Raw genomic sequence first — 24,383 nt, 5'->3', positions numbered from 1 at the left:
GCTCACCTCGCGTTCTCGTGCACAATCAAGCTGGTGGTGGCCATCGGTGGGCGAGGGTGAGGCAGGCGTGGCGGAGCGCTTACGGCTGGCGCAGGCCGACTCGGGCGAGCAGCCGTGGCGGGCCTGGGGGCCCTACCTGGCCGAGCGGGCCTGGGGCACGGTTCGCGAGGACTACAGCGAGCACGGCACCGCCTGGGATTACTTCCCGCACGACCACGCGCGCTCCCGGGCGTACCGGTGGAACGACGACGGCATGGCGGGGATCTGCGACGAACGGCAGACGTTCTGCTTCGGGCTGGCGCTGTGGAACGGGCAGGACCCGATCCTCAAGGAGCGCATGTTCGGTCTCGGCGGCGACGGCGGCAACCACGGCGAGGACGCGAAAGACTATTGGTGGTACCAGGACTCCACGCCCACCCATTCGTGGATGAGCTGGCGGTACCACTACCCTCAGGCCGCTTTCCCGTACGACCAACTGGTGCGCGTGAACGGGCAGCGCTCCCGCACCGAGCCGGAGTACGAGCTGGTCGACACCGGAGTCTTCGACGACGACCGCTACTGGGCCGTCACCGTCGACTACGCCAAGGCCTCCCCGCGGGACATGTGCATCGCCGTCACCGTGGCCAACCGCGGCCCCGACGAGGCCACCCTGCACGTGCTGCCGACGCTGTGGTTCCGCAACACGTGGTCGTGGGGCCTGCCCAACCGTCCCGTGCCGCGCCTGACCGGTCGTCCCGGCCGCCTCACCGGCACCCACCGCACCCTCGGCCACCTGCTGCTCGAAGGCGAGGGCGAACCCGTCCCGCTGCTCTGCGACAACGAGACGAACGCGCAGCGGCTGTGGGGCCAGCCCGGCAAGAGCCTCTATCCGAAGGACGGCATCAACGACCACGTCGTCGCGGGCGCGCCCACGGTGAACCCGGCCGGCGAGGGCACCAAGGGCTCGCTGCATTACGTGCTCACGCTGGGGCCGGGGGAGAGCCGCACGATCCGGCTGCGCCTCGCCCAGGACGACGAGCCGATCGACGGCCTCGACCTGAACGACGAATTCTCGTACGTGATGAGGGGACGCCGGGCCGAGGCCGACGACTACTTCGCCGAGCTGATCCCGGCGGCGGCGAGCCCCGAGGAGGCGATGGTGGCCCGGCAGGGCATCGCCGGGCTGATGTGGGCCAAGCAGTTCTACCACTTCGACGTGAAGCAGTGGCTCACCGGCGACCCCGGCTCCGCGCCCCCGCCTCCGGGCCGGCGCTACGGGCGCAACAACGCCTGGTGGCACATGAACAGCTTCGACGTCATCTCGATGCCCGACTCGTGGGAGTACCCCTGGTACGCGGCGTGGGACCTGGCGTTCCACTGTGTCTCGATCGCCCGGGTCGACCCCGCCTTCGCCAAGTCCCAGCTCGTGCTGCTGCTGCGCGAGTGGTACATGCACCCCAACGGCCAGATCCCCGCCTACGAGTGGGCCTTCGGCGACGTGAACCCGCCGGTGCACGCGTGGGCGGCGCTGCGCGTCTTCGAGATCGACGGCGGGCGCGACTTCGACTTCCTGGCCCGGGTCATGCACAAGCTGCTGCTGAACTTCACGTGGTGGGTCAACCGCAAGGACGTGGGCGGCAACAACGTCTTCGAGGGCGGCTTCCTCGGGCTCGACAACGTGGGCCCGTTCGACCGGTCGGCCGCGCTGCCGGTGGCCGGGGTGCTCGAACAGTCCGACGGCACGGGCTGGATGGCGATGTACGCGCTCAACCTGCTCGACATGGCGATCCGGCTCGCCCTGCACGACCGCGCCTACGAGGACATGGCCACGAAGTTCTTCGAGCACTTCGCGTACATCGCCGAAGCCGCCTACCGGCAGGGCCTGTGGGACGAGGAAGACTGCTTCTTCTACGACCAGTTGCGCCTGCCCGACGGGCACAAGCTGCCGCTGAAGGTGCGTTCGGTCGTCGGCCTGCTGCCCCTGGCCGCCACCACCCGGCTCACCAAGACGACCCTCGACCGGCTGCCCGAGCTGAACGCGCGGCTGCGGTGGCTGCAGGCGTCGCAGGGCGAGTACGCCGACATCATCAGCGCCCGCCGGCTGTCCGCCCAGGGTGTGCAGCAGCGTCTGCTCTCGATGGTGGGCCAGGACCAGCTGCTGCGAATCCTGGCCCGCATGCTCGACCCGGAGGAGTTCCTCTCGGCGTACGGGATCCGCACCCTGTCCCGCAGCCACCTCGAGAAACCGTTCACGGTCTCGCTCGGCGGCTCGGACTTCACCGTCGGCTACGAGCCCGCCGAGAGCACCAGCGGCCTGTTCGGCGGCAACTCGAACTGGCGCGGCCCGGTCTGGATGCCGGTCAACTATCTGCTCGTCGAGGCCCTGCGCGAGTACGCCGAGTTCTTCGGCGACGACATGAAGGCCGAGTATCCGACCGGCTCGCAGCGCAAGGTGCCCCTGGCCGAGGTGGCCGACGACATCTCGCGCCGCCTGATCTCGCTGTTCCTGCCGGACGAGAACGGCCACCGCCCGATCTACGGTGCCAACCGCATCCTGCAGGACCACCCCGACTGGAAGGACCTCATCGTCTTTCCCGAGTACTTCCACGGCGACAACGGCGCGGGCCTGGGCGCCTGGCATCAGACGGGCTGGACCGCCCTGGTCGTCGACCTCATCCTGACCCTGCGCCGCTGATTCCTGTTTAGCCCGGCCGAAGTGGGGGGTACACAAAGGACACCAACGACTCCGACGGGGAAAGGAACACTCCGATGACTCAGGTGACGACCCGACGCAGCGGCAGCATCACCGGCGCCCGCGTGTGCACGATCCTCGCGTTCGTCTTCGCCGCCGTGGCGATCCTCTTCGCGCCGATCATCTTCGGTCCGGCCGCGATCGTGCTGGGTCTGGTCGGCGGCTATCTCGGCGACCGCCCGCTCGGCTGGTACGCGGCGGCGGCCGGTGTGGCCGGCGGCGTGATCGGCGTCATTCTCGGTGCCATCGTGCTCAACGCTGCGAACTGACCACGGCTCCTCGTACGCTCCCCGCGCCGGCCCCCACCGCCGGCGCGGGGAGTTTCATGCCGCGGACGCGGTACGCCAGGTGGGGCGGGAGGGGGACGCCGGCTCCTCGGGGCAGACCGGGCACTTGCGGGTGATGCCGCAGCGGCCGCAGAACTCGTTGGTCTTCTTGAAGCAGACGAAGCCGGCCAGAAAGCCGGCCAGCAGGGCCGAGGCGACGGCGATGATGAGGATCATGAAACTCTCCCTCCCGCGCTTTTCTCTCACACGGGCTTCGGAGCCATCGGGTTCATAGGATCGGTGCATGGATTTCGGAGTCGGCTGCTTTCCTACGCACGACGGCATGCGGCCCGGCGAGATCGCCCGGCGGGCCGAGGAGCGCGGGCACAGCGCGCTCTACTTCGCTGAACACACGCACATCCCGGCGGGCCGGGAGACTCCCTGGCCGGGCGGGGCGCAGCTGCCGCAGAAGTACTGGCACACGTACGACCTGTTCGTGGCGCTGACGGCGGCGGCCGAGGCTACCAGCCGCCTGCGCATCGGCAGCGGCGTGTGCCTGGTGACCGAGCGCGACCCGATCACCACGGCCAAGGAGGTGGCGAGCGTCGACCACCTGAGCGGCGGGCGGTTCGAGTTCGGCGTCGGCCTCGGCTGGAACCGGGAGGAGATGCGCAACCACGGCACCGACCCGCGGCGGCGGGTGCCGGTGATGACCGAGCGGATCCGGGCCATGCGCGAGATCTGGATGAACGACGAGGCCAGCTTCCACGGTGAGCACGTCGACTTCGATCGCATCTGGTCGTGGCCCAAGCCGGCCCAGCGTCCCCACCCGCCGGTCCTGATCGGCGGCGGCGGACCGACCGTGCTCGACCGGGTGCTCGACCACGGCGACGGCTGGTTCCCGCAGTGGCGGGACGAGAACGTGTTCGGCCGGATCGCCGAGTTGCGCGCCCGCGCCGACCGGTACCTGCAGGTGCAGATGCTCGGCGTGCCGGCCGACCCCAAGGCTCTCGAGGAATGCGAGCGGGCGGGCGTCGAGCGGGTGTCGGTGTGGCTGCCGTCCGGTCCGTGGAGCGTCGTCGAGCCGGCGCTGGCGAAGTGGGAGGCGGCCATCGGCGAGCTGACCGGCCGGTGACCCCGGCCGCGCTGTTCGCGAGCGTGCCCGTGGCCCGGCTGGCGACGGTCGGGCCGGACGGGGCGCCGCACCTCGTGCCGATCGTGTTCGCCCTGGTCTCCACGGACGTGATCGTGAGCGCGGTGGACGCCAAGCCGAAGCGGAGCCGGGCGCTCAAGCGGCTGGCCAACATCGCCGCCGAGCCGCGGGTCAGCGTGCTGGCCGACCACTACGAGCAGGACTGGTCGCGGCTGTGGTGGGTGCGCGCGGACGGGGTGGCGCGCGTCCTCCCGGCGTACGCGGAAGGCCTGGAAGCCCTGGTCGAGCGCTATCCGCAGTATGTCCAGGCGCCGCCGGCGGGGCCGTTCGTCGAGATCACCGTCGGCTCGTGGTCGTCGTGGGTCAGTCGCGGCTGACGGCCCCCAGCTTGTCGGGGTTGGCGACGTTGTAGATGCCGGCGATGCGGCCGTCGTCGTCGAAGTCGAAGGTCAGGGTGCCGATCACCCGCTGCGGGCCGGTGAAGAGCAGGCCGGGCCGGCCGTTGATGTCGACCAGGTCGACCCGCATGTCGGCCGGCGCCACCCCCTCGTACGGGACCTGGCTGACCCCGGCCATCCAGGCCGCCACCCGCGCGGCGCCGGAGACGGGCCGGCGCGCGTGCCGGACCTTGCCGCCGCCGTCGGTCCAGAGCGTGACATCGGGCGCCAGCAACTCCAGCAGGCCGTTGATGTCGCCGCCCGACGCCGCGGCCAGGAAGCGCTCGGTGACGTCGCGCTGGTGGCGGTGGTCGGCGCGGAACCGGGGGCGGCGGGCTCGCACGTGCTCGCGGGCCCGGTGCGCGGCCTGACGGACGGCCGGCTCGGTGCGGTCGACGGCGGCGGCGATCTCGGGGTAGGGGAAGTCGAAGATCTCCTTCAGCACGAACACCGCCCGTTCCAGCGGGGTCAGCGTCTCGAGCACGACCAGCATGGCCAGCGAGACGTCGTCGGTGACGTCCTCGCCGGCGGTCAGGATCGGCTCGGGCAGCCACGGGCCGATGTAGGTCTCGCGCTGCCGCCGGGCCGCGCGGAACTGGTCCATCGCCTGGTGGGTGACCATGCGGGCCAGGTACGCCTTGGGGTCGGCAACCCGCGTGCGGTCGGCCGCCGACCACCGCAGCCAGGTGTCCTGCACCGCGTCCTCGGCGTCGGTGGCCGAGCCGAGGATGCGGTAGGCGATCGCGAACAGCAGGCGGCGGTGCTCCTCGAAGACCGTCATCGCGTGTACCGGCCGCCGCGGGGCCACCACGAAGCCAGCGCCGGCAGCTTCAGCATCCGGGCGTACGTCGGCCACGGCGAGGCGGTCACCGTCTCCTTGTACCAGACGGCGGCCCGGCCGGTCAGGTACGCGCGGCGCGGGCTGTCGTCGGGCCGGGTGAACTGGACGACGGCGTCACCCCGGCCCAGGCTGACCGGGCGGTGGTAGTAACCGAAGCGGAACGGCCGGGGCTGCCTGCCGTCGAGTTCACGGACGATGGAGGCGGCCGCGTGCACGCCGGTGGGCATGCCGCTCTGGCACGTGCCGTGCAGGGTGCCGAAGCCCTGCCGGACAGCGGCCGCGTCGCCCACCGCGTACACGTGCGGGTGCGAGACGGACCGCAGGCTGGGGTCGGTGACGATGCGGCCGCGGCCGTCGACGGTGAGACCCGCGGCGGCGGCCAGGGGCGGCACCCGGGTGCCGGCCGTCCACACCACGACGTCAGCTTCGAGACGGGAATCGGTCAGCTCCACGGCGCCGGGCAGAACCTTGCGGATCTCGGCCGTCCGCACCCGGACGCCGAGCCGGTCCAGGGCCGCGCGCAGGTGGTCGCGAGCGCCCGCGGTCATGAACGCGCCCGGTGCGTCGCGGCCGACCAGGTGCACGGCGAGATCCGGGTGCCGCTCGGCGATCTCGGTCGCGGCCTCGACGCCGGTCAGGCCGCTGCCGCAGACCACCACGGTGCCCCGGTCGAGGCGGGTGGCCAGGGCCTCGGCCCCGCGGAAGTCGTCGAACGTGTAGGCGTGCTCGGCCGCGCCGGGCGTCGAGGCGGTGTCGGCTGCGCTGCCCAGGGCGTAGATCAGGGTGTCGAACGGCAGGTCGCGGGCGTCGTCCAGGCGCACGGTCCGCGCGTCCGCGTCGACCGCGGTCACCCATCCGTACTCGAGGTGAACGTTGGCGCCGGCCAGGAGGGCGGACAGGCGCAGGTCGGCGGTGGGCCGCCCGGCGCCGGTCGAGTGCAGGCGGAGCCGCTCGGTGAACCGGTCACCGGCGTTGACGAGGGTCAGGCGTACGTCGTCACGGCGCCGGACGCGGCCGGCCAGGTTGGTCGCCGCGGCCAGGCCCGCGTAGCCCGCCCCGAGGATCACGATGTCAGTCATGCCCGCGGGACGTTCCTTCCCCGGGCGGCTGTGAGCCCGAGTGACGCGGGTCACTGATCGGCGAGGTCCCGGCGGATGAACCAGGCCGCGACACCCAGGGCCGCGGCGGTGTACCCGGAGAAGAGCAGCAGGCCTTGCGTGTTGCCGCCGGCGGCGCTCATGAAGGTCGTGAACGGCAGCGGCTGCTTGAACCGGAAGGCCAGGCCCTCGGCGAAGACGAACCAGGTGCCGTACGCGAGGAACAGCGCCACCGGCCGCCGGATCACCGTCGCGCTCGCCACCCCGAACAGAGCGAGCAGCGGCGTCGCCGCCAGAGTGCCCGTGAACTGCTCGAACTCGCGGCTGAGGATCGTCGTCACGCCGCTCACGACGGCCACGATCAGGCCCAGCAGGATCGCGCACACGCATTGGGCGGCCAGCGCTCGCAGCCGTCGCGGCTGGCCCAGGAAGAGCAGCACGGCCGTCCGGTGCTGGTAGTGCTGCGAGGTGATCACCACCGCGATGCCGAACACCCCGAGCGCCACGAACAGCGACCAGAAGTCGACGCTGAACAGCGCGAACGACATGCCCATGACCACCGCGAGGCCCATCGAGAGCCAGCTCGACGGGATGGTCAGCGTGCGGTGCAACTCGCTGCGCAGGACGGCGATCATGCGGCGCCGGCCAGGTCGAGGAAGGTCCGTTCGAGGCTGGGCTGCTCGGCGGTGAGCTCGTAGATCGCGATCCCGGCGTGCAGGGCGATCTCGCCGGCGTCCTCGGGGCCGATCCCGGTGACGAACAGAACCTGCCCGTCCGTGGTCACCTCGGCCCCGGCCTGCTCGAACGCCTGCCACAGCGCGTTCGGGTCACGTCCGCGCACCCGCAGGTGCCCGGCCTGCTCACCGGCCACCGCGGCGAGCGGCGCGTTCAGCCGCACCTGGCCGCCCGCGATGATCACCACGTCGTCGATGAGCAGCTCGAGCTCGGAGAGCAGGTGGCTGGAGATGAGCACCGTGCCACCCGCGTCGGCGTGCGCGCGCAGCAACCCGCGCAGCCAGGCCATGCCGGACGGGTCGAGGCCGTTGGCCGGCTCGTCGAGCACCAGGATCGACGGCTCGCCGAGCAGCGCCGTCGCGACCGCGAGCCGCTGCCGCATCCCGAGCGAGTAGTCGCCGGTGCGCTGGCCGGCGGCGTCGGCCAGTCCGACGTACTCGAGAAGCTCTTCACCCCGCCCGCGCCCGGCGCCGCAGAGCAGAGCCTGCGTGCGCAGATGCCCCCGCCCGGTCTGGCCGGGATGCATCAGGCCCTGCTCGAGCACCGCGCCGACCTGCCGCAGCGGATCCTTGAGATCGCGGTAGCGCCGGCCCTCGATCAGCGCCTCGCCGCTCGTCGGACGGGTGAGCCCCAGCAGCATGCGCAGCGTGGTCGTCTTTCCCGAGCCGTTCAGCCCCAGGAAGCCGGTGACCCGGCCGGGCTCGGCAGTGAACGTCACGTCGCGTGCGGCATGGGTGCGGCCGTACCGCTTCGTCAATCCCTTGGTTTCGATCATTGCCGGGAATTATGGCGGCTCGCGTCAAGATGAGTACGTGTGCTCACCCGCTCGTCCGGGCCGGGCACGAGGATCAGGGCATGACGTATCCCTGCCCGGCCTGCGGCAGCGCCGCCTCGCCGGAGACCGGCTGCCCGTCCTGCGGGCGCGGCCCCGATCCCGACGCGATCGAGGTGGTCACGGCCGACGCCGAGATTGCCGAGCTGAACCAGCAGATCGGGCAGCTGCAGGAGAAACTGGCCCAGGTCTGGAACCGGCGGCAGGCCGCGGCGGCCCGGGTGCGGGCCTCGCTGCTCGGGGCGTCCCCGGCGCCGAAGGAGGTCTCGTCCAAGGTCGCGCAGAACGTCCTCTTCGTGCTCGGCGGTCTGCTGCTGGGCGTGGCCGCGATCGTCTTCGCCGCGGTGGCCTGGGCCCAGTTCGGCATCGGCGGGCGCGCGCTCGTGCTCCTCACGTTCACCGGCATCGCGCTGGCCGCGCCGTTCGCGGCGCTCCGTCGTGGCCTCCGGTCCACCGCTGAGACCTTCGCCGCGGTGGGCCTGCTGCTCGTGCTTCTCGACGGGTACGCCGCCTGGCACGTCGACCTGTTCGGCGTGGCTGCCACCAACGGCTGGGGCTACGCGAGCGCCGTCTTCGCCGTGACCGCCGCCCTGGCCGCCGGCTACGAGCACGTCACTGGCCTGACCGGCCCCCGCTACGCCGCCCTGGTGATCGCCCAGCCGGTGGTCCCGATGCTGGTGGCGCCGGCTCAGCCCGGCGCCACCGGCTGGGCCCTGACCTTCGCCGCGGTCGCCGGCCTGGACGTCGTCGTGCTGGCTCTGCTGTCGGGCGGTCTGCGCCGGGCCGGCGCCGTCGCCGGTGGCCTCGCGGTACTGGTGTCCGGCGTCTTCGCGCTGCTCGGCCTGTTCACGACGGGCGACCCGGGCGACGCCGCCGCGTCCGGCGGCGCCTTGCTGATCGCCGCCGGCGTGGTGCTGGCCGGCACCCGGCTGCTCTCGGCCCGGCCGGTGGGCGACAACCTGCTCGTGGTGGCCGCCGGCGTCGCCGCGAGCCGGGTAGCGCACCTGATCGTCCACGGGGACGCCCTGCTGACGGTGGCCGTCGTCGCGCTCGCGCTGGCCGTGGTGGGCCGCTTCTACGGCCGCTTCGGCGCGCTGGCCGTGGCGGCGGCGCCCGGTCTGGTGGCCTTCGTGCTGGCCGCCGAAGCCGGGGTGCGGGGGCTCGACAGGTCCCTGGCCGGTCCGTCCGGCTGGGAGCTGCCGGCGGCCGTCGCGCTGCTCGGCGCGGCCCTGGCGCTGCTGGCACCGGCCCGGTGGTGGCGGGTCAGCGTGCTCGGCGCGGCTGCCGTGCTGGTTCTGGCCGTGCCGGCCGGGCTCGGCCTCCCCTGGTGGACCGCCCTGATCCTCGACGGTGCCCTGCTCGCGGCCGGTCTCGTCCTCGGGCGGGGCCGATCGAGCTGGGTCGTCTACAGCCCGGCGCTGGCGGTCGGGCTCCTGCCTCACCTGTTCGTGATCCTGGCCGCCGACGACGACCAGTACGCGCGCCGGTTGGTGCTGGGCGTCGTCTGTGTGGCGGTCGTGGCCGCCGGGGTCGTCGCCCGGCTGCGGGCGCCGGTGATCCTGGGCGGCGGGGTGCTGGCCGTGCTGGCCCTGCACGAGCTGGCCGAGGTGTGGGACCTGATCCCGCGGTGGATCCCGCTCGCGGTGGCCGGTCTGCTGCTGGTGCTGCTGGCGACCACGCTCGAGCGGCGACGGCGCGACCTCGACCGGGTGCGTGCCGCGCTTCACCGGATGAGCTGACCTGGATTCTTCAGCAAGCGCATCCGGGTGCCGATCAGGAGGGCTCAGCCGCCCTGAGACAGATCGGAGCACGGATGTCGGCCTCCCGCACGCAGGTGTGCTTCGCCGCCTGGATAGCTGCCCTGACTGTCGGCTTCTACGCGTTCCCGCAGTACAGCATGTACTCGTGGGCGACGATCGGTCTCTCGGCGGCCGCCGCCGTGCTGGTCGGCGTGCGCTTGCACCGGCCGGACAGGCGCCTGCCCTGGTACCTGCTGTCGGCGGTGCTGGTCAGCTTCACGTTCGGCGACACCACGTACAACGTGCTGACCGACTACCTGCACATCGCCAACCCGTTCCCGTCGCTGGCCGACCTGTTCTACCTGATGGTCTACCCGATGCTGGCCGGGGCGCTGCTGATCTTCATCCGGTCCCGCTCGGGCGCCGGCAACCGGGCCGCGCTGCTCGACGCGCTCGTGCCCACCGTCGGTCTCGGGCTGCTCTCCTGGGTGTTCCTCATCGCCCCGTACGTCCGGGACACCGACCTCGGTTTCGTCGAGAAGGCCGTCTCGTCCGGCTACCCGCTGGGCGACGTGCTCGCCCTGGCCATGCTGGCCCGCCTGCTCACCGCGGGCGGCCGCAAGCCGGTCGCGCTGCACGTGCTCGTGGCCGGCGTCGGCAGCCTGCTGATCACCGACGTCATCTACGGCCTGCGCCAGCTGGAGGGCACCTGGCAGGTGGGCGGCCCGGTCGACGCCGGCTGGGTGCTCTTCTACACCGCCACCGCGCTCTCCGCCCTGCACCCGTCGATGCGCCGCCTGACGACGGGCGAGCGGCTCCCGCAGAGCCTGACCGGCGGTCGCCGCCTGGCCCTCATGTCGATCGCCGCGCTGATCGCCCCGGCCGTGCTCCTGATCGAGGACCTGAACCAGGGCGTGACCGACGCGCCGATGATCGCGACCGCCTCCAGCGTCATGTTCCTGCTGGTCATGGCGCGCGTGGCCGGGCTCATGCAGCTGCAGCGCGAGAACGTGGCCCGCGAGCGCACGCTGCGCATCACCGGGACCGACCTGGTCGCGGCCAGCAGCGTGGACCAGGCCGGCGCGGCCCTGACCAACGCCGTCACGTCGATCGTGCCGACCGGCGAGGACCACCGCTGGGTGATGCGGGGCTCCGACGCCGAGCCGAACGCGGTCACCGGGCTGATGTCCACCGGCCGGGTGCGGGTCGCCGACCTGCCGGCCGACGTCGCGGCCGAGCTCGAGGGTTTCGAGTGGGCGCTCTACGCCGAGGCGGTCTCGGCCGGGCGCACGAGGAACGGCCCTCTGCGCCACAACCAGGTCTACCTGGCCGCCGGCGACGAGGTGCTGACGGCGATCGAGCCCTCCTTCGAGGCGCTGATGGCCCAGGCCACCATGGCCGTCGAGCGCATCAACCTGACCGACGAGGTGAACCGCCGGAGCAGCGAGGACTACTTCCGGGCGCTGATCCAGAGCGCGTCCGACGTGATCCTGATCGTCGGCGACGACGAGACCATCCGGTACGCCAGCCCGTCCGCGCTGCCCGTTTTCGGCCGCACCGACCTGATCGGCCTGCCGCTGGCCCGCCTGATCGCCGGCACCGACCACGCCGAGCTGCGTGACCTGCTCGATCAGGTGCGCAACGGCCGCGGCCCGCGCGACGGCGTCGACCTGACCGCGGTCTCCGGCGAGGACCTGCTGCTCCAGGTGGAGTGCACCTGCCGCGACCTGCGGGACGACCCGGCCGTGAACGGGCTGGTGGTCACCATCCGCGACGTCACCGAGCGCCGCCGCCTCGAGACCGACCTGGCCCACCAGGCGTACCACGACGCGCTGACCGGGCTGGCCAACCGCGCCCTGTTCCAGAACCGGCTGGAGAACGCGGCCTCGTACGCCGCCGAACGCCGGCACGAGGTCGGTGTCCTCTTCGTCGACCTGGACGACTTCAAGGAGGTCAACGACAGCCTCGGCCACGCCGCCGGCGACCAGCTGCTGTCCGTCGTGGGCCGCCGCATCACCGACGTGGTGGGCCCGCTGGCCACCGTGGCCCGCACCGGCGGCGACGAGTTCGCCGTGCTGATCGACCGGATCAGCGACGCCGGCGAGGCCGAACGGGTGGCGGACCGGATCGTGGCCGCCCTGGCCGAGTCGATCGAGGTCACCGACGCCACCGGCGCCGTCCACCAGATCCGGGGCGCGGCCAGCGTCGGCATCGCCACCAGCGCCGATGCGGCCGGCATCAGCGAGCTGCTGCGCCGGGCCGACGTGGCGATGTACGGCGCCAAGACCGAGGGCAAGAACACGTGGCAGCGCTACGAGGACGAGATGCACGACGCGATGCTGCACCGGCTCGAGATGCGTTCGGCGCTCAACGACGCGGTGGCCGGCGGCCAGATGCGCCTGCGGTACCAGCCGATCATCGACCTGCCGACCGGAGAGGTGGCCGGGCTCGAGGCGCTGGTGCGCTGGCAGCACCCGGTGCGCGGTCTGCTCGGCCCGAACGAGTTCATCGAGCTCTCCGAGGAGAACGGCTCGGTCGTCGCGATCGGCGGCTGGGTGCTGCGCGAGGCGCTGAGCACCTTCGCCCACTGGCGCCGGACCGAGGCCGGCAGCCACATGCGGTACGTCAGCGTGAACGTCTCGGCCCGTCAGTTCCGTACACCCGGCTTCGTCGACGAGGTCCGTACGGTGCTCGCCGAGACCGGCGCCGACCCGCGCTGGCTGCTCCTCGAGGTCACCGAGAGCCTCGTGCTGCACGACGCCGACCAGGTCTGGCGCGACCTGGGCGAACTCCGCGCGATGGGCGTGCGGATCGCCATCGACGACTTCGGCACCGGCTACTCGTCGCTCAGCTACCTGAGCAGCATGCCGGTGGACGTTCTCAAGATCGACAAGTCGTTCATCGACGACATCCTGCACAACCCGCAGCAGATGGCGCTGGTCGAGACGATCGTCAGTCTCGCCCGCACCCTCGAGCTGGCCGTGGTGGCCGAGGGCATCGAGCTCGACGGGCACCGCGCTGCACTGACCGCGATGGGTTGCTCGTACGGCCAGGGCTACCTGTTCTCCAAGCCGGTCACCTCCGACGAATTCCTGGAGTACCTGCGCACGCAGGACTCCGCTGTCGCCCACCACTGAAAGGACCTTCATCCCCATGAACGACGCTCCCCTCGCCGGTTCCGGACTCGAGTTCGTCAAGCGCGACGGACGCTGGGCCGACCTGGAGCGGTTGCGCAGCGGCAACCCGATGTACGACGCCACGATCGAAGAGGTCAAGGGCCGTCGCATCCGGGTCGGCGACCACTGGCTGGCCGACTTCGCGTCCTGCAACTACCTCGGCTTCGACCTCGAGCCCGAGATCATGGACGCGATCGCCCCCGAGGTCGCCCGCTGGGGCACCCACCCGAGCTGGTCGCGCCTGCTCGGCAACCCGTCGCTCTACCCGCAGATCGAGGAGAAGCTGACGGCGCTGCTCGACGCGCCCGACACCCTCGTGCTGCCGACGATCACGCACATCCACATGTCGGTGCTGCCGATCCTGGCCGGCAAGGGCATGATCTTCCTCGACTCGCAGGCTCACAAGACCATCTACGACGGCAGCATGGTCGCCCGTGGCTTCGGCGCGACGGTCCAGCGGTTCCGGGCCAACGACCACGAGCACCTGCGCGAGCTGCTCGCGGCGGCCCCCGGTGGCGTGTCGAAGATCGTCGCGATGGACGGCGTGAACAGCATGACCGGCAACGCGCCCGACCTGAAGGCGTTCGCTGCGGTGGCCCGCGAGCACGGCGCCCTGCTTTACGTCGACGACGCCCACGGCTTCGGCGTGATCGGCGAGCGTGGCGCCAACGAGAAGTCGCCGTACGGTCTCAAGGGCAACGCGATCGTCAAGTACAGCGGTGAGACCTATGACAACGTGGTGCTCGTCGGTGGCTTCTCCAAGTCGTACTCGTCGCTGCTCGCCTTCCTGGCCCTGCCGACCTGGCTCAAGAACCACCTCAAGGTCTCGGCCGCGCCCTACCTCTACTCCGGCCCGGCCCCGACCGCGTCGCTGGCCACCGTCAACGCCGGCCTCGACCTCAACGAGAAGCGCGGCGACGACATCCGCGCCGACCTCTACCGCAAGACCATGAAGGTGCTCGACCACGTACGCGGCCTGGGCGTCTACACCCCGAACACCGGCAGCACCCCGGTGATCGAGCTGCCGCTGGCCGAGGGCGAGGACATCGACGCCGTCGGCAAGCTGCTCTGGGACCGTGGCATCTACGTCACGCTGGCCGCCTACCCGCTGGTGCCGCGCGACCAGGTGGGCTTCCGGGCCCAGGTCACGGCCGCGAACTCCGACGACGAGCTCGACGAGCTGAACGCGGTCATCACCGAGCTGGCCGCGGCCGGCAGGCTGCGCAGCGCCGAGTGAGCCTCCCCGGTCCACTGGCGCCGCTCAGGCACCGCCAGTTCCGGCTCCTGTGGACCGGGATGAGTGCCTCACTGGTGGGCGACGGGGTCCTCCTCGTCGCCCTGGCCTGGCAGGTCTACGACCTCTACGGGACGCCCGCCGCCATGTCGGCGGTGGGCGTCGCCCTCTCCCTGCCGCAGGTCGTCACGCTGCTGTTCGGCGGGGTGGTGAGCGACCGGTTCGACCCGCGCAAGGTCATGCTCGCCTCCGACCTGGTGCGGCTGGGCACGATGGCCACGCTCGCGGCGCTGAGCGTGACCGGGGCGCTGAACTCGCTGTGGCCCATCCTGGTCATCGCGGCGGTGCACGGGGCGGCGGCCGGGTTCTTCGGGCCGGCCTTCGACGCGACGGTGCCCCGGATCGTGCCGGCCGGCGATCTGGTGTCGGCCAACGCTCTCGACCAGTTCGTGCGCCCGGCCGGCATGCAGATCTTCGGTCCCATGCTGGCCGGCGCGGTCATCGCGATCGGCGGCGCCGGCTGGGCGTTCGGGGTCAACGCGGCGACGTTCGCGCTGTCCGTCGTGTGCCTGCTGGCGATGCGGCGTACCCCGCTCGCGGCCGACGACTCCGCGACCGGCTCCATCTGGCAGGAGATGCGCCAGGGGCTGAGTTACGTCCGCAAGCACGTGTGGCTCTGGGGCACCTTCCTCTCGGCCACCTTCACCTACCTGCTCTTCGTGGGCCCGACCGAAGTGCTTCTGCCGTACGTGGTGAAGCACGAACTCGGCGGCAGCGCGTCGGCGCTGGCCCTGGTGCTCACCTCGGGCGGCCTGGGCGCGATCGCCGCCGCCCTGGCGGTCGGCTGGCTCGGCATCCCGCGGCGGTTCATGACCTACACGTACGCGGTGTGGGCGGTCGCCACCCTGGCCGTGGCCGGTTACGGCGCGGCCAGCCACACCTGGCAGCTCGCCGTGGCCTGCATGCTGGTCAACGGCTTGGAAGCGGCCGGAACGGTGGCCTGGGCGACCACGAAGCAGCGATTCGTGCCGGCCGGGATGCTCGGCCGGGTGTCCAGCGTGGACTGGTTCGTCTCGACGGCGCTGCTGCCGCTCTCGTACGCCCTGGCCGCGCCGGTCGCGGCCTGGATCGGCGTACGCGAGACGCTGATCGGCGCCGGCCTGCTGGGCGCGGTCGTGACGTTCGGCTTCCTGTTCCTGCCCGGCATGCGCCGGATCGAGGCGCTCGAGTACATCGAGCGCCCCACTGCGATTCCCTCGGCCGATTCCGCCGCTTCACACGAGACGATGAAGGTGCCGGCATGATCGACGGACCCGGGCAGGCCGTGCGTGATCTCAGCGAGGCGTTCGCGGCTCGCGACCTGGGCGCGGCGCTGGCCTGCTTCGCCCCCGGCGACGACATCGGTTACGCCGGATCCGAGCGGGCCGAGTCGGCGGTGGGCCGGGCCGAACTGACGGCTCTGCTCGGCAAGGTCTTCACCCGGACCGAGGCGTACGCCTGGGAACCGCGGGAGACCACCGTGCACCTCGCCGGATCGCGTGCCTACGTCTTCGCCGAGGCCGACGGCGTGGCCCGCGCCGACGCGGGCGGTCACGAGAACTTCCCCTACCGGGTGTCGGGGCTGGTGGAGCAGGTGGAGGGCCGCTGGCTCTGGCGTCACTGCCAGGGCAGCGAACCTTCGTCCTGAGGTCCGGCGCCCGGAGGGTGGGGATGGGGAAACGGCCGGCCGGTGGGGCTCTCACCGGCCGGCCGTCGCCGTGTCACCCGACCATCTTCTCGATGAGGTCGGCTGCGCGCGGGGCGCCGCCCTGGGTACGTACGTCGCGCTGAATCTCTTGACTGCGGGCGAGCACGTCGGGGCCGGTGAGGGCGATCAGGTGGTCGCGCAGCTCGCCGGCGGTCGCGGTGGCCGAGTCGACGACGCGGGCCACGCCCAGGGCCGCCAGCTGCTCGGCGTTGGCGAACTGGTCGGCGGCCTGCGGGGCGGCGATCATCGGGGTGCCGCAGTACAGGCCCTCGGCGGCGCCGCCCATGCCGGCGTGGGTGACGAACGCGTCGGCCTGCTCGAGGACCGCCAGCTGCGGGACCCACGGGTGGACCTCGACCGACGGCGGCACCTCGCCCAGCACCGCCGGGTCGACCGTGCGGCCGATCTGGAGCACGGTGTGCCAGCCGGGCAGCGAGCCGAACGCGGCGACGCACCGCCGGTAGAACTCGGGATGGTCGGTGAAGGCCGATCCGAGCGAGACCAGCAGCACCTTGCCGGCGCCGGCGGGACGCGTCCACGTGCCCTGATCCGACCGGTCGCCGAGGATCGGGCCGACGAAGTCGTAGACGGCCGGGTCGACGCGGTCCGCGTTCGGCTGCAGGGCCCGGGGGATCAGGACCAGCGCGTGCTCGGGGCGGCCCTGGAACGACATGCTGTCGGTGGTGGAGGAGCCCTCCGCAGCCAGCCACTCGGAGAAGCGGTCGTAGTAGGCGGCGCCGCGTGGGTCGGCCCGCATCGCCTCGATCATGGGGGCCATCTCCTGCTCGTAGCCGTCCCAGGCCACGAAGGTGGGGGAGAGCTGCACGGCCGGGATGCCCCACTGCTCGCCGAGCAGCCGGGCCGGGGCGCCCGCGATGTCGTAGAGGAACAGGTCGGGGCGGTCGTCGTCGTAGGCCGCGCGCAGCTGCGGCAGCATCGCGATCCCGTCGTCGAGGAACATCGTGAGCTGGTCGATCGGGTCGAGGTCGCTGTGCGTGCCGGCCGGGGGCAGGGTCGATGCGTACGGCTTGAGCTCGGCGCCGGTGGCGGTGACGGCCTCGGCGAACGACGGGTCGTTCGCGTACGTCACCCGGTGGCCTCGCCGGACCAGCTCACGCACGACTTCGGCGCTGGGGTTGACGTGGCCGTGGAACGGGATGCTGACGATGGCGATATGCGGCACAGGGACCTCGCTTCCGGTGGAGACCTGACGAGACGAGACGTCTCGTCTCGTCACGCGGTCAAGCGAGACGATACGTCTCGTCTCGTCACATGGCAAGGCGAGACGAGACGTATCGTCTCGCTAGGTGAGCCGATCCCGGCCGAGCCGATTCAGCCGAGACGACGTCTCGTCTCGGACGAGTAGGGTGAGCGCGTGCCCGATGTCGCCCGCCGCAGTGAGCGGTCCCGCCGAGCGATCATGGACGCCACGCTGGCGCTCCTCGGCGACACCGGTTACGCCCGGCTCACGGTCGAGGCGATCGCCTCCCGGGCCGGCGTCGGCAAGCAGACGATCTACCGGTGGTGGGAGCGGGGCAAGCCTGCGGTCGTACTCGACGCGATGGCCGAAAATGTCGCGTCCAACCCGGTCGCCCTGCCCGACACGGGAAACCTCGAAGCCGATCTGCGGGTGGTCATCCGGGCCACCGTGGCCGAGTTCGCCGATCCGAAGCTGTCCGCGACGACCCGGGCGTTGACGGTCGAGACGATGGTCGACGACGAGTTGGCCGGCCAGGTGCGCGACCGGTTGTTGCGGCCGCACCTCCACGCCGTGCGGCGAAGGTTGGTGGTCGCCCGCGACGCCGGCCAGGTCCGCGCCGAGGCCGACCTCGATCACGCCGTCGAGTCGATCTTCGGCCCGATCTTCCACCGCTGGCTGCTACGCACGGGCCCGCTCACTGACGAGTACGCCGACGGGCTGCTCGAACACGTGATGGCCGCGCTCCGGCCAGGGTCGGCCTGACCGGAGCGCGGCCATCCACGGGGCAGGTCAGACGGTCGTGAGGGCCGGGGCGTGCACCTCGGCCACGAGGCCGGTGGAGAGGCAGTACTGCGCGGGTACGGCGATCACGGAGCCGCGGCGGAGGGCGGCGTCGACCATGGACGATCGTTCGCGCAGCAGGTCCAGCGTGTAGCGCGAGTGCTGGGCGCTGATCTCGGACTGGGTGACGGCGCCGGCGCGGCGGGCGCGGGCCACGTCGGGTGCGATGCGCTCGGCGATGTCGCGGATGTAGCCGGGCGGGACCAGGCCCTCGTCGACGACGCGGGTTGCCGCGGCGACGGCGCCGCAGCCCTCGTGGCCGAGGACGACAATCAGGGAGACGCCGAGGATCTCGACGGCGTACTCCACCGAGCCGAGCGCGGCCGCGTCGACGACGTGGCCGGCCGTGCGCACCACGAACAGGTCGCCCAGTCCCTGGTCGAACAGGATCTCGGCCGGCACGCGCGAGTCGGCGCAGCCCAGCACCAGGGCGAACGGGTTCTGCGATTCGTTGAGCTGCGCGCGGCGGGCCGCGCCCCGGTCAGCGGCGGCGGTGCTGCGGTCCTGGGTCCAGCGCAGGTTGCCGTCGCGGAGGCGGGTCCAGGGGGTTGCGTTGCTTGACATGAGTGGACTCCGCTCAGTTGAGGATGGCGCCGGTGACAGCGACCTGTTCGGTGAGAACACCGCCGATCGACCGCTGCGTCTGGTTGATCTCTTCGACGGCGGTCTGGATCTCGGCGAGCGACGCGGTGACCGCGTCGACGCGAGCCTGGATGGCGTTGACCTTGGTGCTCACCTCGGCGGTGGCCCGCTCGGTCTCGTCGGACAGGGCCTTGACCTCGCCCGCGACCACGGCGAAGCCCTTGCCGGCCTCGCCCGCCCGCGCCGACTCGATGGTCGCGTTGAGCGCCAGCAGCTTGGTCTGCGCGGCGATGGACTGGATGGTCTTCACGACCTGGCTGATCTCGGCACTGGCCTGACCGAGCGCGGCGACCTGCTGGTTGGCCTCGACGGTGAGGCGTTCGCCCTGTTCGGCGACGGTCGCAGCCGAGGTGACGTTGCGTTCGACCTCGGCGATGGAGTCGAGCAGCTCGCGTCCGGCCCGGTGCAGCTGCTCGGCCGAGACGAACCGCTCCAGTGCCTGACCGACCAGGTAGGCCGTGTTGCGCAGGGCCGACTCCCGGCCCGGATACATGATCAGCGTCCGGGTGGCGAAGAAGTCCATCGTGCCGATGAACCGGCCGTACACCTTGATCGGCAGGCACACGCCCGACTTGACGCCGGCCGCCTGGGCCGCGGGACGGCGGACGCAGTCGGTGAGCTCCCCCAGATCCTCGACGAACACCAGGTCATCACGGGCCCAGGCCCGTCCCGAGAGCCCGACCCCCTTGGCGAACGACGCGGACATCGTCACCCGGCGGAACTCGGCCCCGGCGTCGCCCGACTCGAGCGAGAAGTGCAGCTCGGACCCGGCCTCGTCGAGCTGCCAGAAGGAGCCGTACTGCCAGTCGAAGTCCTGGCGGATGGTCTCGAGCGCGGACCGCAGCGCCTGGTCGCGGCTGGTGGCCTGAGTCAGCTCGCGGATCACGGTGGAGACGGCGTGGACGTCCTGGGCGGCCTTCTCCTGGCGGACGGCCTCGTGCAGCCGGGCCAGCGCTCCCGAAACCAGCTGCCCGACGGCGCGCAGCACGGCGAGGCGGCCCTCCGACGGGTGCAGCTCCTCGGTGGCGAAGAAGTCCATCGTCCCGACGACCTTGTCGTCCTCCATGAGCGGGAAGCAGACACCGCTGCGGACCCCGGCCCGAGCCGCTACGGGAGCGCGGACGCAGTCGGTGACGTCCGCGATGTTGCTGACGAAGACCAGGTCGCGGCTGCGCCAGGCGCGCCCGGACAGGCCCACACCCTCGGCGAACGAGGCGTTCAGGGTCACCCGCCGGAACTCCTCGTTGACGGTGCCGCTCTCCTGGGCGAAGGTGAGCGCCCGGCCGGCCGGGTCCAGCTGCCAGTACGAGCCGTAGGCCCAGCCGAAGAGGCTGCGCACCTGGTCGAGCGCCCCGCCGATGGCTTTCTCGGGGGAAGAGGCGCTCTCCATGGCCCGCATGATCGCGGTGATCGCCGCCACGTCGGCCTGTGACTCGGCGAGTTCGGCGCCTGCTCGCTCGGCCTCGGCACGTCTAGCGCTACGGAACACCGCTTGCTCCCTTCGTCGTGACCGGCGCTGTGCCGCTCGTTGAGAGACCCTTCGGCTGCCGCCGGGCCGGTATGCGACTTCGGAGGCCGGTCGTCGAGTGCTATTCGGTAGCAGCTCGGGCACAGTGACGGGATGCGACTTTCGATCTGGCCCGGCGCGGGGCAGGACTTCGCCGGCGTTCTCGAGGTGTCCCGGCACGCCGAGACGACGGGGTGGGACGGCGTCTGGTTCGCCGACCACTTCATGCCGAACACGGACCCGGGCGAGGACGACACCTGGCCGGTGCTCGAGTGCGGGTCCGTGGTGGCGGCACTGGCCGCGGCCGTGCCACGGGTGCGGATCGGCACGCTCGTCTACGGCATGACCTACCGGCACCCGGCCGTGCTGGCCAACATGGCGGCGACCGTCGACCGGATCAGCGGCGGGCGGTTCGTGCTCGGCGTCGGCGCCGGCTGGCAGGTCAACGAACACCAGCAGTACGGGATCGAGTTGCCCCCGATCAAGCAGCGCATCGACCGCTTCGTCGAGGGCCTGCACGTGCTCGAGGGGTTGCTGAACGACGCCCGTACCACTGTGGACGGAACCTACTACCAGGTCACCGACGCGGTGTGCGAGCCCAAGCCGGTGCGGCCGTTGCCGTTGCTGATCGGCGCCAAGGGCGAGAAGCGGATGCTGCGGGTCGTCGCCGAGCACGCCGACGAATGGAACTGCTGGGGGCGGCCCGATCTGGTCGCGCACAAGTCGGCGGTGCTGGACGAGCACTGCGCGGCGGTGGGGCGCGACCCCGGAGCGATCCGGCGCACGGCGCAGGCGCTCACCGTGGTGAACGGTCCGCTGCCGGAGGGCAGCACGCCGGTCATCGGCGGTTCACCGGAGAAGCTCGCCGAGGACGTGGCCGCGTACGCGGAATTCGGTCTCGACGAGCTGATCATCCCGGACGGACTGCTCGGCACGGGCGCTGAGCGTCTCAAGGCGATGGATGTGATCCGCGGGATCGTCTGACCGCCGGCGCGCCCGGGGATCCCTTCAATGCATTTCTGGTTTGTCACGTCACCGTGTGGGGCAGGACAAGCACTGGCCGTCAAGTGACCAAGATCACTCGACGTGTTACCGGCCGGATGGAGGGTCAATGGCGATCACAGACCGACATCCGCAACGGCGCACCCTGCGCGCCCGGGCACTCGCGGCGGGAGCCGCGATCACCCTGCTCGCACCGTTGGCAGCCTGCGGATCAGACGAGGGCGGCGTGCCCGTCCTCAATCTCTATCAATTCCCCGTCGAGAACATGCAGAACGTCATCGACACCTGCAATCAGGAGGCGGCGGGCAGGTACAAGATCGTCTACCAGGTGCTGCCGCGTCAGGCCGACGATCAACGGGTCCAGATGGTGCGGCGGCTCGCCGCCAAGGACGACAGCATGGACATCCTGGGCATGGACGTCACGTGGACCCAGGAGTTCGCGAGCGCCAGCTGGATCAAGGAATGGACCGGCGACGACCGGGCCGAGATCGAGAACGGCACGCTGCCCGGGCCGATGGCCTCGGGCGAATACAACGGCAAGTTGTACGCGGCCCCGAACAACACGAACGTGCAGCTGCTCTGGTATCGCAAGGACCTGGTGCCGACGCCGCCGAAGACGTGGGCCGAGATGATCCAGATGTCCCAGCAGCTCAAGGCCGAGGGCAAGACCTACCAGGTGCTGACCATGGGGGCCCAGTACGAGGGTCTGGTCGTGCTCTTCAACAGCCTGGTGGCCAGCTCCGGCGGGCACGTCGTGAGCGACGACGGCAAGAACGCGGTGATGGACCAGGGCTCCGTCGACGCGCTGAGCACCTTGAAGACGTTCGCCACGGCCGGCGTCACCAGCCCGTCCTTCTCGAACGCGATCGAGGACGACGTCCGCCTCGCGTTCCAGACCGGCGGCGGCGCGTTCCAGCTCAACTGGCCGTACGTCTACGCCTCGATGCAGGGCGACGCGCCCGACCTGGCCAAGAACGTCGCCTGGGCCCGTTACCCGGGCATCGACGCCGGCACGCCCAGCGTCACGACGATCGGCGGGTCCAACCTGGCCGTCAGCGCCTACAGCAAGCATCCCGACCTCGCCTTCGAGGCGGCCAAATGCCTGCGCGGGCCGGAGAGCCAGAAGTACCTGGCGATCAACGCCGGGCAGCCGCCGTCCATCGAATCCGTCTACGACGATCCCGAAATGGCCGAGGCCTACCCGATGAAGGACACGCTGCTCGAGGAGTTGAAGAACGCGGCGCCGCGGCCGCGCACCCCGGCGTACCAGAACCTCTCGACGGTGGTGGCGGCCGAGCTCTCGCCGCCCGCCGGGATTGACCCTTCGCGTACGGCGGAGTCGCTCAAGAAATCCATTCAGGCCGCCATCGACTCGAAGGGGGTGCTGCCGTGAGCGTCTCCAGCACGACCCCGGCGAGCTCGGCCGCAGCCGACGCCGAACAGCAGGCCATCCCGAAACAGCGCGGCCGCCGCAAGCGCGTCGAGCTCAGCGAGGGCAAGAAGCAGGAGAGGAAGCTCGGCTGGCTGTTGTGCGCACCGGCCGCGATCGTGATGGTGGCGGTCACCGCCTACCCGATCCTCTACTCGTTCTGGCTGTCGCTTCAGCGGTACGACCTGAAGTTCCCCGACGAGCGGGAGTTCGTCTGGTTCTCCAACTACGTCACCGTGCTCACCAACGGCTACTGGTGGACGGCCTTCGGGGTGACAATGCTGATCACGGTCGTCTCGGTCGTGGTCGAGCTGGTCCTCGGCATGGGCCTGGCGATCATCATGCACCGCACCCTGGTCGGGCGCGGCCTGGTGCGGACGTCGGCCCTCATCCCGTACGGCATCGTGACCGTCGTGGCCGCGTTCAGCTGGCGTTATGCCTGGACGCCGGGCACGGGCTACTTGGCCAACCTGCTGGCGCCGGACGGGGCACCTCTCACCGAACGGGCCAGCGCGCTCGGCATCATCATCCTGGCCGAGATCTGGAAGACCACGCCGTTCATGGCGCTGCTGCTGATGGCCGGGCTCGCGCTCGTGCCGGACGACCTGCTCAAGGCCGCCTCGATGGACGGCGCGACCTGGTGGCAACGGTTCACCAAGGTCATGCTGCCCGTGATGAAGCCGGCGATCCTGGTCGCGCTGCTGTTCCGCACGCTCGACGCGTTGCGGGTGTTCGACAACATCTACGTGCTGACCAACGGGGCCAACGAGACGTCCTCGGTCTCGATGATCGCCTACAACAACCTGATCAAGGGGCTCAACCTCGGCATCGGCTCCACGATGTCCGTGCTGATCTTCCTCACCGTGGCGATCATCGCGTTCGTCTTCGTCAAGTTGTTCGGCACGGCCGCGCCGGGTAGCGACGAAGGGAAACGCTGATGGCTGTCGCCACCACCTCTGCCAAGGTCAAATGGGGTCTGCTCGACGCGGTTGTCGTCGTGTTCGCGCTCATCCCGGTGCTCTGGATCGCGTCGCTGTCGTTCAAGACGCCGGCCACGCTCACCGACGGCAACTTCATCCCCCGGGAATGGACGTTCGAGAACTACAAGCTGATCTTCCAGACCGACCAGTTCGTCCGCGCCCTGATCAACTCGATCGGCATCGCGCTGATCTCGACGCTGATCGCCGTGGTGCTGGGCACGATGGCGGCGTACGCGATCAGCCGGCTCGACTTCCCCGGCAAGCAGCTGCTCGTCGGCGTCTCGCTGCTCATCGCGATGTTCCCGCAGGTGTCGCTGGTGTCGCCGCTGTTCAACATCGAGCGCAACACGGGCCTGTTCGACACCTGGCCCGGCCTGATCCTCCCGTACATCACGTTCGCGCTGCCGTTGGCGATCTACACCCTGTCGGCCTTCTTCAAGCAGATTCCGTGGGACCTGGAGAAGGCAGCCAAGATGGACGGCGCCACGCAGGGCGAGGCTTTCCGCAAGGTGATCGCGCCGCTGGCCGCGCCGGGCGTCTTCACCACGGCGATCCTCGTGTTCATCTTCTGCTGGAACGACTTCCTGTTCGCCATCTCGCTGACCTCGACCGAGCGGTCCCGCACGGTCCCGGTGGCGTTGTCGTTCTTCACCGGTGCCTCCCAGTTCGAGGACCCCACCGGTGCGATCTCCGCGGCCGCCGTGGTGATCACCATTCCGATCATCCTGTTCGTGCTGTTCTTCCAGAAGCGCATCGTCGCGGGCCTCACGTCCGGCGCCGTGAAGGGTTAGGTA

Annotated in this window: 22 protein-coding genes; 14 read left to right on the top strand and 8 right to left on the bottom strand. The window is 70.9% G+C overall.

Features of this window, described 5'->3' with window-relative positions:
- Positions 1–67 precede the first annotated feature (67 nt).
- Both KXC43_RS39935 and KXC43_RS39930 read left to right on the top strand, forming a co-directional pair.
- On the top strand, positions 68–2,674 hold the full coding sequence (locus KXC43_RS39935) for an MGH1-like glycoside hydrolase domain-containing protein (protein WP_221381450.1): 2,607 nt from the start codon (positions 68–70) through the stop codon (positions 2,672–2,674).
- Positions 2,675–2,748: 74 nt separating this feature from the next.
- Positions 2,749–3,000 carry a hypothetical protein gene (locus KXC43_RS39930; protein WP_221381449.1) on the top strand — a complete coding sequence of 84 codons (252 nt, stop codon included), beginning with the start codon at positions 2,749–2,751 and terminating at the stop codon, positions 2,998–3,000.
- A gap of 54 nt (positions 3,001–3,054) precedes the next feature.
- On the opposite strand, the gene KXC43_RS39925 is transcribed toward KXC43_RS39930, so the two are convergent.
- A complete protein-coding gene (locus tag KXC43_RS39925) occupies positions 3,055–3,234 on the bottom strand; it encodes a hypothetical protein (protein ID WP_221381448.1) in 180 nt (59 codons plus the stop codon).
- Positions 3,235–3,301: 67 nt separating this feature from the next.
- On the opposite strand from KXC43_RS39925, the gene KXC43_RS39920 reads away from it, so the two are divergent.
- Both KXC43_RS39920 and KXC43_RS39915 read left to right on the top strand, forming a co-directional pair.
- Positions 3,302–4,132 carry an LLM class F420-dependent oxidoreductase gene (locus KXC43_RS39920; RefSeq protein WP_221381447.1) on the top strand — a complete coding sequence of 277 codons (831 nt, stop codon included), beginning with the start codon at positions 3,302–3,304 and terminating at the stop codon, positions 4,130–4,132.
- Positions 4,129–4,527: a TIGR03668 family PPOX class F420-dependent oxidoreductase gene (locus KXC43_RS39915; RefSeq protein ID WP_308129474.1), complete on the top strand. Its 399-nt coding sequence runs from the start codon at positions 4,129–4,131 to the stop codon at positions 4,525–4,527. Before KXC43_RS39920 ends, KXC43_RS39915 begins: the two co-directional genes overlap by 4 nt.
- Here the strand turns inward: KXC43_RS39915 and KXC43_RS39910 are convergent.
- The 4 genes from KXC43_RS39910 to KXC43_RS39895 are packed head-to-tail and all read right to left on the bottom strand — an operon-like array spanning position 4,514 to position 8,035.
- Positions 4,514–5,368 carry an RNA polymerase sigma-70 factor gene (locus KXC43_RS39910; protein ID WP_221381445.1) on the bottom strand — a complete coding sequence of 285 codons (855 nt, stop codon included), beginning with the start codon at positions 5,366–5,368 and terminating at the stop codon, positions 4,514–4,516. The genes KXC43_RS39915 and KXC43_RS39910 overlap by 14 nt on opposite strands.
- The gene (locus KXC43_RS39905) at positions 5,365–6,507 is read right to left on the bottom strand and encodes an NAD(P)/FAD-dependent oxidoreductase (protein ID WP_221381444.1); all 1,143 of its coding nucleotides are present in this window, start codon (positions 6,505–6,507) and stop codon (positions 5,365–5,367) included. Before KXC43_RS39905 ends, KXC43_RS39910 begins: the two co-directional genes overlap by 4 nt.
- Positions 6,508–6,557: 50 nt before the next feature.
- The gene (locus tag KXC43_RS39900; RefSeq protein WP_221381443.1) at positions 6,558–7,160 is read right to left on the bottom strand and encodes a hypothetical protein; all 603 of its coding nucleotides are present in this window, start codon (positions 7,158–7,160) and stop codon (positions 6,558–6,560) included.
- On the bottom strand, positions 7,157–8,035 hold the full coding sequence (locus KXC43_RS39895; RefSeq protein ID WP_221381442.1) for an ATP-binding cassette domain-containing protein: 879 nt from the start codon (positions 8,033–8,035) through the stop codon (positions 7,157–7,159). Before KXC43_RS39895 ends, KXC43_RS39900 begins: the two co-directional genes overlap by 4 nt.
- An 80-nt stretch (positions 8,036–8,115) precedes the next feature.
- On the opposite strand from KXC43_RS39895, the gene KXC43_RS39890 reads away from it, so the two are divergent.
- The 5 genes from KXC43_RS39890 (at position 8,116) to KXC43_RS39870 (ending at position 15,928) form a co-directional block, all read left to right on the top strand.
- On the top strand, positions 8,116–9,831 hold the full coding sequence (locus KXC43_RS39890; protein ID WP_221381441.1) for an SCO7613 C-terminal domain-containing membrane protein: 1,716 nt from the start codon (positions 8,116–8,118) through the stop codon (positions 9,829–9,831).
- 74 nt (positions 9,832–9,905) lie between these two features.
- The gene (locus KXC43_RS39885) at positions 9,906–12,968 is read left to right on the top strand and encodes a putative bifunctional diguanylate cyclase/phosphodiesterase (protein ID WP_221381440.1); all 3,063 of its coding nucleotides are present in this window, start codon (positions 9,906–9,908) and stop codon (positions 12,966–12,968) included.
- A gap of 16 nt (positions 12,969–12,984) precedes the next feature.
- Positions 12,985–14,244 carry an aminotransferase class I/II-fold pyridoxal phosphate-dependent enzyme gene (locus KXC43_RS39880; RefSeq protein WP_221381439.1) on the top strand — a complete coding sequence of 420 codons (1,260 nt, stop codon included), beginning with the start codon at positions 12,985–12,987 and terminating at the stop codon, positions 14,242–14,244.
- Complete coding sequence (locus KXC43_RS39875; RefSeq protein ID WP_221381438.1) at positions 14,241–15,545, top strand: MFS transporter; 1,305 nt, start codon at positions 14,241–14,243, stop codon at positions 15,543–15,545. The genes KXC43_RS39880 and KXC43_RS39875 overlap by 4 nt, the downstream gene beginning before the upstream one ends.
- Positions 15,542–15,928: a nuclear transport factor 2 family protein gene (locus KXC43_RS39870; protein WP_221381437.1), complete on the top strand. Its 387-nt coding sequence runs from the start codon at positions 15,542–15,544 to the stop codon at positions 15,926–15,928. The genes KXC43_RS39875 and KXC43_RS39870 overlap by 4 nt, the downstream gene beginning before the upstream one ends.
- 73 nt (positions 15,929–16,001) lie before the next feature.
- Here the strand turns inward: KXC43_RS39870 and KXC43_RS39865 are convergent, their stop codons facing one another.
- Complete coding sequence (locus KXC43_RS39865) at positions 16,002–17,171, bottom strand: macrolide family glycosyltransferase (protein ID WP_221381436.1); 1,170 nt, start codon at positions 17,169–17,171, stop codon at positions 16,002–16,004.
- Positions 17,172–17,408: 237 nt separating this feature from the next.
- Between KXC43_RS39865 and KXC43_RS39860 the strand changes: the two genes are divergently transcribed.
- Positions 17,409–17,951: a TetR/AcrR family transcriptional regulator gene (locus tag KXC43_RS39860; protein ID WP_221381486.1), complete on the top strand. Its 543-nt coding sequence runs from the start codon at positions 17,409–17,411 to the stop codon at positions 17,949–17,951.
- A 27-nt stretch (positions 17,952–17,978) separates the two neighbouring features.
- Here KXC43_RS39860 and KXC43_RS39855 read toward each other — a convergent pair whose 3' ends face one another.
- Together KXC43_RS39855 and KXC43_RS39850 are read right to left on the bottom strand one after the other, a co-directional pair.
- Complete coding sequence (locus tag KXC43_RS39855; RefSeq protein ID WP_221381435.1) at positions 17,979–18,593, bottom strand: carbonic anhydrase; 615 nt, start codon at positions 18,591–18,593, stop codon at positions 17,979–17,981.
- 13 nt (positions 18,594–18,606) lie between these two features.
- The gene (locus KXC43_RS39850) at positions 18,607–20,160 is read right to left on the bottom strand and encodes a GAF domain-containing protein (RefSeq protein ID WP_221381434.1); all 1,554 of its coding nucleotides are present in this window, start codon (positions 20,158–20,160) and stop codon (positions 18,607–18,609) included.
- A 132-nt stretch (positions 20,161–20,292) separates the two neighbouring features.
- Here KXC43_RS39850 and KXC43_RS39845 point away from each other — a divergent pair, with 132 nt between their 5' ends.
- From KXC43_RS39845 to KXC43_RS39830, 4 genes are all read left to right on the top strand, one after another.
- Positions 20,293–21,162 carry a TIGR03560 family F420-dependent LLM class oxidoreductase gene (locus tag KXC43_RS39845; RefSeq protein ID WP_221381433.1) on the top strand — a complete coding sequence of 290 codons (870 nt, stop codon included), beginning with the start codon at positions 20,293–20,295 and terminating at the stop codon, positions 21,160–21,162.
- A 127-nt stretch (positions 21,163–21,289) separates the two neighbouring features.
- Positions 21,290–22,573 (top strand): ABC transporter substrate-binding protein, encoded by a 1,284-nt coding sequence (locus KXC43_RS39840; RefSeq protein WP_221381432.1) that lies wholly within the window; start codon positions 21,290–21,292, stop codon positions 22,571–22,573.
- On the top strand, positions 22,570–23,547 hold the full coding sequence (locus tag KXC43_RS39835) for a carbohydrate ABC transporter permease (protein ID WP_308129473.1): 978 nt from the start codon (positions 22,570–22,572) through the stop codon (positions 23,545–23,547). Before KXC43_RS39840 ends, KXC43_RS39835 begins: the two co-directional genes overlap by 4 nt.
- Positions 23,547–24,380: a carbohydrate ABC transporter permease gene (locus tag KXC43_RS39830; protein WP_221381431.1), complete on the top strand. Its 834-nt coding sequence runs from the start codon at positions 23,547–23,549 to the stop codon at positions 24,378–24,380. The genes KXC43_RS39835 and KXC43_RS39830 overlap by 1 nt, the downstream gene beginning before the upstream one ends.
- The last annotated feature ends 3 nt before the right edge of the window (positions 24,381–24,383 follow it).

This window comes from Paractinoplanes polyasparticus (assembly GCF_019710575.1).
In the GTDB taxonomy this organism is placed as follows: domain Bacteria; phylum Actinomycetota; class Actinomycetes; order Mycobacteriales; family Micromonosporaceae; genus Actinoplanes; species Actinoplanes polyasparticus.
This window is presented reverse-complemented; position numbering and strand designations above follow the sequence as displayed.

What these genes read in the sequence shown, in the direction of transcription:
- KXC43_RS39930 (WP_221381449.1), top strand. Translation starts at nt 2,749, where the DNA reads ATGACTCAGGTGACGACCCGACGCAGCGGCAGCATCACCGGCGCCCGC.
- KXC43_RS39925 (WP_221381448.1), bottom strand. Translation starts at nt 3,234, where the DNA reads ATGATCCTCATCATCGCCGTCGCCTCGGCCCTGCTGGCCGGCTTTCTG.
- KXC43_RS39920 (WP_221381447.1), top strand. Translation starts at nt 3,302, where the DNA reads ATGGATTTCGGAGTCGGCTGCTTTCCTACGCACGACGGCATGCGGCCC.
- KXC43_RS39910 (WP_221381445.1), bottom strand. Translation starts at nt 5,368, where the DNA reads ATGACGGTCTTCGAGGAGCACCGCCGCCTGCTGTTCGCGATCGCCTAC.
- KXC43_RS39905 (WP_221381444.1), bottom strand. Translation starts at nt 6,507, where the DNA reads ATGACTGACATCGTGATCCTCGGGGCGGGCTACGCGGGCCTGGCCGCG.
- KXC43_RS39900 (WP_221381443.1), bottom strand. Translation starts at nt 7,160, where the DNA reads ATGATCGCCGTCCTGCGCAGCGAGTTGCACCGCACGCTGACCATCCCG.
- KXC43_RS39895 (WP_221381442.1), bottom strand. Translation starts at nt 8,035, where the DNA reads ATGATCGAAACCAAGGGATTGACGAAGCGGTACGGCCGCACCCATGCC.
- KXC43_RS39890 (WP_221381441.1), top strand. Translation starts at nt 8,116, where the DNA reads ATGACGTATCCCTGCCCGGCCTGCGGCAGCGCCGCCTCGCCGGAGACC.
- KXC43_RS39885 (WP_221381440.1), top strand. Translation starts at nt 9,906, where the DNA reads ATGTCGGCCTCCCGCACGCAGGTGTGCTTCGCCGCCTGGATAGCTGCC.
- KXC43_RS39880 (WP_221381439.1), top strand. Translation starts at nt 12,985, where the DNA reads ATGAACGACGCTCCCCTCGCCGGTTCCGGACTCGAGTTCGTCAAGCGC.
- KXC43_RS39870 (WP_221381437.1), top strand. Translation starts at nt 15,542, where the DNA reads ATGATCGACGGACCCGGGCAGGCCGTGCGTGATCTCAGCGAGGCGTTC.
- KXC43_RS39860 (WP_221381486.1), top strand. Translation starts at nt 17,409, where the DNA reads ATGGACGCCACGCTGGCGCTCCTCGGCGACACCGGTTACGCCCGGCTC.
- KXC43_RS39855 (WP_221381435.1), bottom strand. Translation starts at nt 18,593, where the DNA reads ATGTCAAGCAACGCAACCCCCTGGACCCGCCTCCGCGACGGCAACCTG.
- KXC43_RS39845 (WP_221381433.1), top strand. Translation starts at nt 20,293, where the DNA reads ATGCGACTTTCGATCTGGCCCGGCGCGGGGCAGGACTTCGCCGGCGTT.
- KXC43_RS39840 (WP_221381432.1), top strand. Translation starts at nt 21,290, where the DNA reads ATGGCGATCACAGACCGACATCCGCAACGGCGCACCCTGCGCGCCCGG.
- KXC43_RS39830 (WP_221381431.1), top strand. Translation starts at nt 23,547, where the DNA reads ATGGCTGTCGCCACCACCTCTGCCAAGGTCAAATGGGGTCTGCTCGAC.